This is a genomic window from Pseudoalteromonas sp. L23, from assembly GCF_021728455.1.
In the GTDB taxonomy this organism is placed as follows: domain Bacteria; phylum Pseudomonadota; class Gammaproteobacteria; order Enterobacterales; family Alteromonadaceae; genus Pseudoalteromonas.
In genome coordinates this window covers 1-13,254 of sequence record NZ_JAKKCW010000022.1, presented here as the reverse complement: position 1 = coordinate 13,254, position 13,254 = coordinate 1, and the positions used below count along the sequence as shown (strand labels likewise).

The following is a 13,254-nucleotide window of genomic DNA, read 5'->3' as shown; positions in this document are numbered from 1 at the left end:
GGATATCCAAAGGGAAGGTCGTAGCTTATACATACACCCAATTGGTTGATCTTTATGATTAAAAGTCCAACCAATTGACGAAAAGAAGGAATAAAAATTTATAGTGAGTGGAATAAATTAGATCTTATCAATATGGGAAATAGCGCCAGAAGTGATTTTTACTCTCACTCGATAAGTGGATAGCGTGATTGAATAAACACCGTCATTTGGTTTTTGTGCTAATAAATGCTGTAACCCTAACAGCAACTCATCTGTATCGTTACCACAGCTGGTGTTTCTTGAATCTAGGTATTCTTTTCCCTGCTTCATGGCCTTATCCAATACCACTGAAGCGACTTGCTGAGTAGACTTATTTTTCAACGTCTTAAACAATGCGCTTTTTAATAAACTCATGGTTATTCTCCTGATAAAGATACCGGCTCATACGCACATATCATTTATGAACCGGTGCCTGATTGGTTTTGGGAACAATCCGAGTGTAACAAGCTCGCACTAAAAGTCTAAATCAAATTCGTTTCAAACTATGTCAGATGTGTATGACCCCTACGCTATCTCAGCTAAATAACCTGAGGTTTGGATAAGGAATGAGCCAACTCATTGTTTTTTAACTACATCAAATTATTTCCTAATCTAGCCAGAGAGTTTTAGGGATAACCAGGCGAATTTACGCACCAATAGCTGGCTATTGGCAGTGAATTCAACGCAGTTAGCGCTAAAACTAGCTGCTAGAAAGGCATTAATTATTCGAAGCTCAGGTTAAATAATTTATTTGCTCGGCAAGCTGCTTACCAGAGAAAAGCTTCGGTACAAAGTGTAATAGGTTTAAGGAAAGCTGGTGCTCTGAGCGGGTGGTATTTACTAAGCTGGGTAAAGTGCCTAATTCGCTGCTTATATCGTGCCAAACGGGATTAGCCTCATTGAGCTTGTCATAAGCAATCGTATTGAACTCAAAATTTTCAAAATATTCATCAACCAAAAACAAGGGCTGAGTGAGCTTGAGCGAATCAAGTAACTCACGAGAAAAACTGTGTCGAGCTTCTGAGCTTTCACTGGTAAAAAAGTGGCCTGGCAGGTTATAACCAATGATTAAATCAGAGCTTGCGTATAAGCTGTTGGTATACAACAAAGCTGTAAGAATAAGATAGGTATCGTATCTCGCTAAGCTCACACCTTGCAAAAGCTCACTCTGCTTACTAAGGTCAATCGCACAGCGACTACGCATGGTACGCCAAAAACAATGTTGATTCAGGGAGAGGTTCCGCGCACCAGCGCCTGCCAACTTAGATTTCCAACTCGATATAAACAATTCAAACCCTTCTGTTTTGAATTGATCGACTTCAAATGACATCCATTTCTCCTAAAAATGTTTGTTCCAAAAATACATAGGCATCAAACAAAGCTATAAGAATTTAGAAAAATGGCAATTACACTGCATTACAGCAGAAAAAGTAAAAATAAAAAGCAGTTAAGACTGTTATAGTAAAAAGCCCGCGGATGCGGGCTTTAAAAGAAAGGATTACTTGTATTCAACTTCAATGATTTCATATTCAACAGCACCATTCGGTGTTTGAATATTCACTGTATCATCTAGTTCTTTACCGATTAATCCACGCGCAATCGGTGAATTAACAGAAATCAAGTTGTTCTTAAGATCGGCCTCGTCGTCACCAACGATACGATAAGTTACTTCTTTGTCTGTATCTACATTCACAATAGTCACAGTACTACCAAAAATAACCTTGCCGTTGTTCTGCATTTTGGTCACGTCGATGATTTGCGCTGTTGACAGTTTAGCTTCAATTTCTTGAATTCGGCCTTCACAAAAACCTTGCTGCTCACGTGCAGCATGATATTCAGCATTTTCTTTCAAATCACCGTGTTCACGCGCTTCTGCAATATCTGCAACGATTTTCGGGCGAACAACTTTTTTTAAATGATTCAGTTCATCACGAAGCAATTCTTCGCCTCGTACTGTCATCGGAATTGATTGCATAAGTATCTCACTCATTGCCAGAGCTGACGCTCTGGCCTTGTTCTTTTTAGTTCAAACGCTGGTGTAGTTCTTGAACAGAGTTTACAGAACTTCTGTCGTCAGCTTCATTCGCTGTACAGTTTGCAAACGCTGCATTTAGCGTAGTGGTGTAGTTAGTCTTATGCTGAAGTGCACCACGACGTAACACCTTCGAGTCCTCAATAGCTTGGCGACCTTCGGTAGTATTAACGATATAGCTGTACTCACCATTCTTGATACGGTCAAGAATATGAGGACGGCCTTCGAATACTTTGTTTACGCGACGTACTTCAATACCCGCTTCTTCAAGCGCTTTCGCCGTACCATTCGTTGCATCTAACTCAAAACCAATTGCTTTCATTGTCTTAGCTAGTTCAACTACGCGTGCCTTATCACCATTACGCACAGATAGTAGCGCGCGGCCGCCACGTGGTAAAGTGTTTGATGCACCTAATTGGGCTTTTGCGAATGCTTCGGCGAAGTTTTCACCAACCCCCATCACTTCACCCGTCGAGCGCATCTCTGGACCACGCATTGGGTCAACACCTGGGAACTTAGCGAATGGCAATACCACTTCTTTTACACTGTAATATGGAGGGATAACTTCCTTCGTTACTCCTTGGCTTTCAAGAGACTGGCCAACCATACAACGTGCAGCAACCTTTGCAAGTGCCACGCCTGTTGCTTTTGAAACAAATGGTACTGTACGAGCAGCACGCGGGTTAACTTCAATCAAGTAAACTTGACCATCTTTCACTGCGAACTGGGTATTCATCAGGCCAACAACACCTAGCTCCAGCGCCATGTCACGGACTTGCTTACGCATCACGTCTTGAATATCTTGCGGCAGCGTGTGTGCTGGTAATGAACAAGCCGAGTCACCCGAGTGAACACCCGCCTGCTCGATGTGTTCCATAATACCGCCGATGATAACGTTCTCACCGTCACAGATAGCATCTACGTCTACTTCAATTGCATCATCTAAGAAACGGTCAAGTAGTACTGGGGCTTCATTAGAAACAGACACCGCTTCTGTCATGTAGCGACGTAAGTCGTCTTCATCGTACACGATTTCCATTGCACGACCACCAAGTACGTATGATGGACGAACAACCAGTGGGAAGCCAATTTCTTGTGATTTAGCAACCGCTTCTTCTAGTGACGTTACTGTTGCGTTTTCTGGTTGTAGTAGGTTTAGACGCTCTACAAGCTGTTGGAAGCGCTCACGGTCTTCTGCGCGGTCGATAGCGTCAGGGGAAGTACCAATTACTGGTACACCATTCGCTTCAAGATCTCGGGCCAATTTAAGTGGAGTTTGACCACCGTACTGAACGATCACGCCTTTTGGCTTTTCAACACGGACAATTTCTAACACGTCTTCAAGTGTAATTGGCTCGAAGAATAAGCGGTCAGACGTATCGTAGTCTGTTGAAACCGTCTCTGGGTTACAGTTAACCATGATAGTTTCATAGCCATCTTCACGCATCGCAAGGGCTGCGTGTACACAGCAGTAATCGAATTCGATACCTTGACCGATACGGTTAGGACCGCCACCGATAACCATGATTTTGTCTTTGTCAGAAGGATTCGCTTCACATTCTTCATCATACGTTGAGTACATGTAAGCGGTGTCTGAGCTAAACTCTGCAGCACATGTGTCTACGCGCTTGTAAACTGGCAGAATTTCAAGCTGGTGACGCTTCTTGCGAATTTCTTTTTCTGATACGCCTGCGATTTCGGCAATGCGAGCATCTGAGAAACCTTTACGCTTCAAGCGGCGCAGGAAGTCTTTGTTTAGACCTGCCATGCCCACTTCAGCGATTGTCGCTTCATCTTTTAAGATGTCTTCGATTTGAACTAGGTACCAAGGGTCAACTTTAGTGAGTTCAAATACCTCTTCAACAGACATACCGTGACGCATCGCATCAGCAATGTACCAAATACGCTCAGCACCTGGCTCGCGTAATTCACGGATGATCGTTTCTTTTGCGTTTGGCGCGTCTAGTGCAACGATTGGGTTCAGACCCGTTGCACCCACTTCTAGGCCTCGTAGTGCTTTTTGTAATGATTCTTGTTGGTTACGACCAATTGCCATTACCTCACCAACCGACTTCATTTGCGTAGTTAGACGGTCGTTTGAACCTGCGAATTTTTCGAAGTTAAAACGAGGGATCTTAGTCACTACGTAGTCGATTGACGGCTCAAATGATGCTGGAGTTGCACCACCTGTGATGTCGTTTTGAAGCTCATCAAGCGTATAACCTACGGCAAGCTTGGCAGCGATTTTAGCGATCGGGAATCCCGTTGCTTTTGACGCAAGTGCAGAAGAACGCGATACACGCGGGTTCATCTCGATGATAACCATACGGCCATCAACAGGATTTACACCAAACTGAACGTTTGAACCACCAGTTTCAACACCAATTTCACGAAGTACCGCCATCGAGGCGTTACGCATGATTTGATATTCTTTATCAGTTAGCGTTTGTGCTGGTGCAACTGTGATTGAGTCACCAGTGTGTACGCCCATTGGGTCGAAGTTTTCGATTGAACATACGATGATACAGTTGTCGTTTTTATCACGAACCACTTCCATCTCATATTCTTTCCAGCCTAATAGGCTTTCATCGATAAGCAGCTCATTTGTTGGTGATAGGTCAAGACCACGAGTACAAATCTCGTCAAACTCTTCCATGTTATACGCAACACCACCACCGGTGCCGCCCATCGTGAATGAAGGACGAATAATACATGGGAACCCGATACGAGTTAAGATATCGTGCGCTTCATCCATTGAGTGTGCAATTTCAGCACGAGGACATTCTAAGCCAATATTTTTCATCGCCGCGTCAAAACGCTCGCGGTTTTCCGCTTTATCGATTGCATCTGCAGTCGCACCAATTAGCTCAACGCCATGTTTAGCAAGCACACCGTGCTTATCTAGGTCTAGCGCACAGTTAAGAGCTGTTTGGCCACCCATAGTAGGCAGCACCGCATCAGGCTTTTCTTTTTCGATGATCTTTTCTACCACTTCCCAGTGAATAGGCTCGATGTAAGTTGCATCCGCCATTTCAGGATCAGTCATGATAGTCGCAGGGTTAGAGTTTACAAGAATAACTCTATAGCCTTCTTCTCTAAGCGCTTTACAGGCCTGAGCACCAGAGTAATCGAATTCACATGCTTGGCCGATAACGATTGGGCCTGCGCCCAAAATCAGAATGCTTTTTATGTCGGTACGTTTTGGCATTATTACTCCGGTCTAATTAAGCGTTGCGAGATTGCATTAATTCAATGAAATGGTCGAATAGCGGTGCCGCATCATGTGGACCAGGACTTGCTTCAGGGTGACCTTGGAAGCTAAACGCTGGCTTATCAGTACGGTGAATACCTTGCAGTGTGCCATCGAACAGTGACTTGTGCGTTGCACGTAGCGTATCAGGAAGCGTTGCTTCATCAGCAGCAAAACCGTGGTTTTGTGCAGTGATCATCACGACATCACGATCTAAGTCTTTAACCGGGTGGTTACCACCATGGTGACCAAACTTCATTTTTACTGTTTTCGCACCAGAAGCGAGTGCTAATAACTGATGGCCTAAACAAATACCAAAAATAGGTGTATCTGTTTCTAAAAATGCTTTGATTGCTTCAATGGCATAAGTACATGGCTCAGGGTCGCCAGGGCCATTTGATAGGAAGATACCATCAGGGTTTAATGCAAGTACGTCAGCAGCGGAGGTTTCTGCTGGAACAACGGTTAACTTACAGCCTCTATCAACTAACATTCTAAGAATGTTCTTTTTCACACCAAAATCGTATGCAACAACATGGAATTTTTCTTCTTCAGCAGAAAGCGTTTTAAAGCCCTCGCCTAGAGTCCAGCTCGATTCACGCCATTCAAACTGAGATTCTGTTGTTACTACTTTTGCTAAATCCATCCCTTTCAAGCCAGGGAATGCTTGCGCCGCTTCTAGCGCTTTTTGCTCGTCTACTTCGTCGCCTGCGATGATACAGCCGTTTTGAGCGCCTTTATCACGTAAAATGCGAGTTAGTTTACGAGTATCAATATCTGCGATCCCTAAGATATTGCGTTCTTTCAAGTAATCACTCAATGATTGTTCGTTACGGAAATTACTCGCAAGCAGTGGTAAGTCACGGATCACTAGGCCTTTTGCCCAGATCTTGTCCGCTTCCTCATCTTCGCTGTTAGTACCGGTGTTGCCGATATGTGGGTAAGTAAGCGTAACGATTTGTTCCGCGTATGAAGGATCCGTTAAGATCTCTTGATACCCCGTCATTGACGTATTGAATACCACCTCACCGACTGACATACCGTCAGCACCGATAGCAGTACCGCGAAACACCGTGCCGTCTTCAAGGACTAACAGAGCGGATTTAGTCAAGTTAACCTCCTAATAGTAAAAAACGGGCGAAAGCAAAACGCTCAACATCCCGTCTACAAAGCGCTTGGTAACACGCAGTTATTAAAATTTTGGCAAATTCGTTATAGTCTACAGCATGAATGCCTTTTCGTCTAATACAAATCACAAAAATTATAAAAATAAGCCATTAAACTCTTTTTTTGCTTTAAAGCCTCAAAATGTTATACTTACTTCTTTAAATCTAGCACATCTTGCATATCATAAAGGCCTGCTGGTTTATCTTTTAGCCACTGCGCAGCCCTTACAGCACCTGATGCAAAGGTCAATCTCGACGCTGCTTTATGTGTTAATTCAAGCCTTTCCCCCATTGTCGAGAAGTAAGCTGTATGTTCACCTACTATATCTCCCGCTCTAAGGACCGAATAACCGATTTCTTGTTGAGATTTCGCTTCATGGCTCTGACTTCGGTCGTAAACCGCAACCTCATCATGTTGCCAGCCTTTTGCTTCTGCAATCGCCTCTCCGATAGCGAGCGCAGTACCTGAGGGCGCGTCGATTTTGTTGCGATGGTGTGCTTCGAAAATTTCAATATCCATGTCGTCAGCCAGCTTTTGTGCGGCTGTTTGTACTAAGTTAAGTAGCAGGTTAATACCAACGCTATAGTTGCGAGAAAACACAATTGGGATATCTTTTGCGGCCTCCACCAACAGCGCCATTTCACTTGCTGTCAGTCCAGTCGTACCGATCACCATCGGTTTTTTAGCGGCAATTGCAGCTGATAAATGCTGCTTCATGCCCTCTGGCAAAGTGAAGTCTATTAATACGTCAACATTTTCAAGCTTACTTTGCTCGGAGCTAAAACAGATATTTGCGTCTGCTTGAGGCTGCAATTGATTAACTGCTTTATCAAGATATTGTGAATTATCTCGTACAAAAGCGTTGGCCAGCTCTACTTGTTTCGACAAATAACAGGCTTCAATCAATGCTAACCCCATTCTGCCATTCGCACCGTAAATACCTATTCTTGTCATACGTTACCCTTTTTATTTGCGATGTTGATTATCCACAAGGCAGCAACGATGGCTAACCGGATAATAGAAATGTGTTTTTGCGGGAGTAGAGTTTACCGTATCTGTGTGTCATAGTCAGTTAAGTTGAAAATAATAAAACATTAGACTTTAGACGTCTAAACATATAAACTGCCGCGCTCGCTCACCTATTGAAGTTGAGAGATTTTCATCTTATACCAATTACATTAAGTAAATGGGCTATTTTGAAGCGGAGAAATAGCTTTAGTAGCTAGGCAAAAATTTTGCTATTTAGTTGTTCTAAATGAGAAATTTTTAACGACGCTAATATGCTAACTCACCCTTCAAATTGGTTGGAGAATTAATACAATTGGTATTAGGTGTGTTGTGCGGTTTTACAGCTGGCTATTGGCTGTGCTTTATTGTTGGGGAGTGCTATGCAACCAAATTACAATCAAACAAAGGCAAAACTATCATTATTGCCGCTGTTGACCTTTGTAGGAATTTTTCTTGGCGCAGGATTGTATTTGCAATCGCAAGGCGTTGACTATGCGTTTTATCAATTAAAGGCTCCTGTTGCGATTTTACCAGCCATCGTTCTCGCTTTTTTACTTAATAAAGATACTATCAACCGCAGCGTCGAAACTTTTATTCAAGGCGCAGGACACAGCAATATTATCACCATGTGCCTCATCTATTTATTAGCAGGTGCTTTTTCTGCGGTTGCAAGTGCCACTGGCGGTGTTGACGCTGTGGTTAACGCCGGTTTATCACTTATTCCTCCGGCATTTTTATTACCCGGCTTGTTCCTTATTTCTGCTGTCGTCTCTACCGCAATGGGAACCTCCATGGGCACAATTGGTGCAATTGGACCTATTGCTGTTGCCGTCGCGATGAAAACCGGAATTGATCCAGCACTTATGGCTGGTACCATCGTTTCGGGCGCAATGTTTGGCGATAACTTATCCATTATTTCTGATACCACAATTGCAGCAACGCGAACGCAAGGCTGTGAAATGAAAGATAAATTTAGAGAGAATCTAAAAATAGCCCTACCAGCTGCACTGCTGACTGTTTTACTCTTGGTGTTTTTAACACCAGAGCCGCAGATTGTAGAAACCAAGCCGTTTGATTGGTTATTAGTTTTACCATACGCATTTATTTTGGTCTTGGCGGTGATTGGTATCAATGTTTTTGTTGTGCTCTTTAGTGGTATCGTTTTTGCTGGCTGTATGGGTTTTGCCGGTGACTATCAAGGCGCTGCGTTCTTAAACGATATCTATAAAGGCTTTAGTGATATGCAGGAGATTTTCTTGCTGTCGATGTTCATTGGTGGTTTATCTGAATTTATTCGTATCAATGGCGGCCTAGATTTTTTAGCCAAACAGATCCAAAAAATTACCAGCATTATCGCGAAATGGCACCGTCAAGTTGCTGATCAACTCGGCATTGCTGCACTCGTGCTAACAAGTAACTTGTGTATCGCAAATAACACGGTAAGTATCATAGTTGCAGGCCCTGTTGCTAAAAAACTGGCTGAAGATGGAAAGATCTCAGCTAAGCGTTCGGCAAGCTTATTAGATATTTTTGCTTGTGTTATGCAAGGCTCTTTACCCTATGGTGCACAAGCACTGTTACTCGGGGCCACTTTTAAAATCAGCCCTTGGGACGTATCTAGCTCTTCTTATTACTGTTTCATTTTGGCTTTCACCGCCATTACCGTTATCTGCATAAGAAGAAATAAAGCATAATTTATTCGGTTTACGCGCCCAACTTTGGGCGCTTTTGTTATACTTTCATTTTTAACGCTATCCGAATTAATAAATGAAAATCAACACGCTCATCATTTCCTCCTCACTCGCTTTTAGCACATTTAGTTATGCTGCTGATTGGAGTACAACGCAACTACATATAAACCATGGTGATTTCAAAAACCCGTTTAGCAGAAACGAAGCAACGGCAACGGTTTACTCATTACAACATGCGTCTGGATATCGCTACGGCGATAATTTCTTCTTTATCGATTACAGCAAAGATAACCTTCGTGATGGTTACCAAGATGGTGACTTTTATGGAGAGTGGTATTCAAGCTTGTCGATGTCAAAGGTTGCTGGCTTTAAGTCTTCTTTCGACGCCATAGCTGACGTTAGCTTAACGATGGGTTTCAACGCAGCCGGAGACGCTAAGGTGATGAAATACTTGCCTGGTGTCAAAGTAAATTGGAATTTTGACGGGTTCAATTTTTTCTCTTCTACATTCACACTTTATCAAGACGACAGCCAAGGTATTAGTCATGGCGGTGCGCCTAAAGAAAGTGATAGTTGGATGATAGATCTCGCTTGGGGTTACCCCTTTACAATTGGCGAGCAAAAGTTCTATCTCACAGGTCACGTAGAATATATTGACGAGCGAGAAAACGAGTTGGGTAATGACGTAAAAGGCTGGTTGCTCGCGCAGCCAATTCTACAATGGGATCTCGGCTATGCAATGGGCATGCCTGACAATCAATTAATGTTAGGTGTTGAATGGCAATATTGGCGTAACAAACTTGGCACAGATACCAATGAATCTGTTCCCCAGCTACACCTAGCGTGGACTTTCTAACTCTGAACTCGCTTTTGACCTTTGATTTTACTCTGTGATGGTTGAGTCAAAGGTACTCATTATTTATCAGCCTCACCTGATACATCTACTATTCAAAGTATAAAGAGTAGTGCTGTGGTAATAGTTTTTTGTGATGGATTAGTGTTCACACCAAGATAGCGCAACTTCCAATAGCGAAGTATCCGTCGATACACTGGCGGCCACTTTTTGCTGCTCAGATAACAGCGCATTATAAGATGCAATCAACTCTGGGAGCTGTAATGTATAAACATATTTCTCCATATTGCTGCCGTAATCACTTTGGAGCAATATGGGTAAAGTCGAAATAAGAAACTCAACTTGATCTGCTTTTGGCTGTATGCCATTTCTACTTTTTTGAAAAATTAGCTCCTGCCAAGTAAACACAATAGATAATTCTTTATCCTCTACCGCACTTAGCTGAGTTTTCACTGTATTTATATAGCGCCTATAGTTTTTCCACTGATTGGCAAGCAGGTAAACATTTAATAAATTTAACCCAGTATAACTCGCTTCGTATGCTTGCTCTGCTTTTTGATGATAGAGGAAAGCTTGCCTATATAGTCTTGCAGCATGCTGATACTTACTCATGTCAAAATAAACATTAGCTAAGTTATTGTTAAGTGCCGCTTCCAGTTGTTCATCCTTCACCTCAGACAATGTCGGCGCTAAAATATTGATTGCTTCTTCTAACTGCCCTGTTGTTCGATATAAAACGGCAAGATTATTAACGATAAGTGGCCTTTGCTCGTGAGTTGAGTACTTAAGTGCACATTCATAGTTTTTTTGCGCAAGCGCAGGCTTACCGATCCGGCGATAATAAATCGCGAGGTAATTTGCAATTTGCCCCTTTTCTGACTGCAAATACGCAAGCCACTCAGTATTGTCGGAAAATAGCGCTACTATTTCACGAATTCTGACCGTATCGTTTGTTTTAATTGCAGCTTCTAAACCGGCGCGATGTAACTCATAGATACCTTTAGAAGGCTGTTCTGGAAGTTTGGGTAACGCTGCTTCATATACTCGAGTTGCTTGTGTTGGGTTAGAGATGTTTAAATCTTGAATAACCTGCAATGTCTTAAACAATTCATCAGGGGCGAGTACTGTCAGAGAAGAAACTATAATTAAAATTGGTAGCACTTTCGCTCTCCGATTTCCTGATTTAAAGTAATCATAGTGAAGCTTCCGCTGGTTGGCAAAATGCCTGAGCGTGCAGCAGTATAAAATTGCTAGCGACTTCACATTAAACACATCAAATCCATTTGGGTTATCAAAACATGGACTCTGTGACTACAAAAACTAAAAGCAGCACAACAAGGTATTTAATCGATGCAGAAAGACACAGTAATTACACAGTCACAGCTTAATAAAAAGATGACACAGGCTATCGAGTATTTTATTTCGGGCCAAGACCAAGCAGCAGAGCAAGCATTTCAGCAACTATATCAACAACAGCCTACTCAGCAGGTTATTTTATATCTCGCACAATTGGCACAGCGTAGACAAGCCGGGAGTGAATGGATTGAACAGCTTGAAGCACTGCTGCATAAACACCCAGATGTACCAGATAGCTATTATATTCTCGCTCGCAGTTATCAACAAAACAGACAACTACCACTCGCAGCTCAAACCTTCTATCAAGCGCTAGGGTGGCGCTTGCAGCATGACGCACTGACAAACATTGCAGCAGTTCAATCATCCGAAGTACCAATACATGAAAGCGCGAGCTCAACTAAACTAGCTCCTGAAAACGCATTACACCTATTACTACAAACATTGTCATCCTTAAAAAAGGCGGGATTTTATGCTTTTCCTACGGCTGGTACTTTGCTTGGGTTAGAGCGTGAAGGTCAACTCTTAGAAAATGATAAAGATGTTGATATTGGTATCGACTGGTCTCACATGGAAAGCGTAATCGAACATTTACAGCATCTTGGCTGGCAGGAAGAAGCGCAATCCTATGGACTTATAAACCCTCGATGTTTTCGCCACCAATCAGGCTTAGTGCTTGACCTTTGCGGTTATGCCACAGAGCAAAGCACTGGAGACACAATATCAGGTTTATGGATGCAAGACGTACCTTTTACTTGGAATAGAGTGACGCGTTTCTCTGCTATTCAAGTTGTGAGCATCAGCTCACCTGCTGGAGAAATTTGTTATCCCCAGTATCCAGAGCAAATCTTACAAGCATTATATGGGCTGGATTGGAAAATACCTGACACAAATTTTGATACCATCGTCTGCGCCCCGAATATTACGCAAGATTCCTACTTATATTACTGTTATGCCTACTCTCACCTCTACACTGAGTGGAAAAAAGGCAACTTCAAAAAAATGCATGCCATGATTAAGGTGCTATTAACGTTCAAACCTCATGACGGTCTTTTAAAAAATCTTATGCAGTTCGTACAAAAGCAGATGAAATCACAACAACCGTGCCGTGTTTTAGCACTTGGTTTTTTTGATCTGCTTCACCCTGGTCACCTAACGTATTTGTCGTTAGCGAAATCACACGGAGACTACTTAGTTGTTGGGGTCGCACCGGATGCTTTTGCGTTAAAAAGTAAGGGACGACCGCCAATAATGGATCAAGACGAGCGCTTAAGTATTATTAAGGCATTGGCATGCGTAGATAAAGCGGTTTTAGTCGGTGCACCAATGGCTGATACTGAGCGAGCAGCGTACTGGATCGCACAACAAAGAGTAAACCTTGTGATCTGCGGTGATGAATGGCAACACACGCCCCGCTGGCAGGCATTGGAAGCAGCTTTAGCACCACAAAATATTCAGGTTGTTTATATCCCTTATACCCAAGGAATTTCTAGCTCTAAAATTAAAGAAAGAATACAAAACTTCAATGGGAGTTAACGCTGTGTATCTGCTGGGAGCGAGTGTTGAAACGGGTTTTAATGTACATGTTTTTTACTGGAACTTCATTACAACCCATCGGCGGGTAAACCGCCTTCCACCATGTTGCACTGTGCTTATATGTTTTACTGTGCAAATACTGTGGTGGGAGCGAGTTCACCTCGCGATGTGTTGATTGGCTTGTGAGGTTTTTAAATCACACATAGCAAAAAACCCGTCGCATCTCTGCAACGGGTTTTGATGTACATGGATGTTCGAATGTCGATGAAGTTCATGGATGAACGCTTTTCATCAACCTCTTATTTGGCCCTGGCTCGCTACGAAGTAGGATGTTCTCATTTTTTAA

Annotated in this window: 10 protein-coding genes; 3 read left to right on the top strand and 7 right to left on the bottom strand. The window is 42.7% G+C overall.

Annotated elements, in window-relative coordinates:
- Positions 1–117: 117 nt before the first annotated feature.
- The 6 genes from L3V43_RS21925 to dapB all read right to left on the bottom strand — a co-directional run bounded on the left by L3V43_RS21925 (position 118) and on the right by dapB (position 7,421).
- Complete coding sequence (locus tag L3V43_RS21925) at positions 118–393, bottom strand: hypothetical protein (RefSeq protein ID WP_010604031.1); 276 nt, start codon at positions 391–393, stop codon at positions 118–120.
- Positions 394–751: 358 nt separating this feature from the next.
- Entirely contained in the window at positions 752–1,348 is a 597-nt protein-coding gene (locus tag L3V43_RS21920; RefSeq protein ID WP_237117419.1) for a hypothetical protein, read from the bottom strand.
- A gap of 168 nt (positions 1,349–1,516) precedes the next feature.
- Entirely contained in the window at positions 1,517–1,993 is a 477-nt protein-coding gene (gene greA / locus L3V43_RS21915; protein WP_010377973.1) for a transcription elongation factor GreA, read from the bottom strand.
- Between the two features lie 46 nt (positions 1,994–2,039).
- Complete coding sequence (gene carB / locus L3V43_RS21910) at positions 2,040–5,258, bottom strand: carbamoyl-phosphate synthase large subunit (protein WP_039495519.1); 3,219 nt, start codon at positions 5,256–5,258, stop codon at positions 2,040–2,042.
- Between the two features lie 16 nt (positions 5,259–5,274).
- Complete coding sequence (gene carA / locus L3V43_RS21905; protein WP_010377970.1) at positions 5,275–6,411, bottom strand: glutamine-hydrolyzing carbamoyl-phosphate synthase small subunit; 1,137 nt, start codon at positions 6,409–6,411, stop codon at positions 5,275–5,277.
- A gap of 206 nt (positions 6,412–6,617) precedes the next feature.
- Positions 6,618–7,421, bottom strand: a complete 804-nt coding sequence (gene dapB / locus L3V43_RS21900; protein ID WP_237117420.1) for a 4-hydroxy-tetrahydrodipicolinate reductase — start codon at positions 7,419–7,421, stop codon at positions 6,618–6,620.
- Between the two features lie 434 nt (positions 7,422–7,855).
- On the opposite strand from dapB, the gene L3V43_RS21895 reads away from it, so the two are divergent.
- Together L3V43_RS21895 and L3V43_RS21890 are read left to right on the top strand one after the other, a co-directional pair.
- The gene (locus tag L3V43_RS21895; RefSeq protein WP_237117421.1) at positions 7,856–9,169 is read left to right on the top strand and encodes a Na+/H+ antiporter NhaC family protein; all 1,314 of its coding nucleotides are present in this window, start codon (positions 7,856–7,858) and stop codon (positions 9,167–9,169) included.
- Positions 9,170–9,242: 73 nt separating this feature from the next.
- Positions 9,243–10,022 (top strand): nucleoside-binding protein, encoded by a 780-nt coding sequence (locus L3V43_RS21890; protein WP_235367572.1) that lies wholly within the window; start codon positions 9,243–9,245, stop codon positions 10,020–10,022.
- A 138-nt stretch (positions 10,023–10,160) separates the two neighbouring features.
- Here the strand turns inward: L3V43_RS21890 and L3V43_RS21885 are convergent, their stop codons facing one another.
- Complete coding sequence (locus L3V43_RS21885) at positions 10,161–11,180, bottom strand: tetratricopeptide repeat protein (protein WP_235367573.1); 1,020 nt, start codon at positions 11,178–11,180, stop codon at positions 10,161–10,163.
- Positions 11,181–11,369: 189 nt separating this feature from the next.
- Between L3V43_RS21885 and L3V43_RS21880 the strand changes: the two genes are divergently transcribed.
- Positions 11,370–12,908, top strand: a complete 1,539-nt coding sequence (locus L3V43_RS21880) for an FAD synthase (protein ID WP_237117422.1) — start codon at positions 11,370–11,372, stop codon at positions 12,906–12,908.
- The last annotated feature ends 346 nt before the right edge of the window (positions 12,909–13,254 follow it).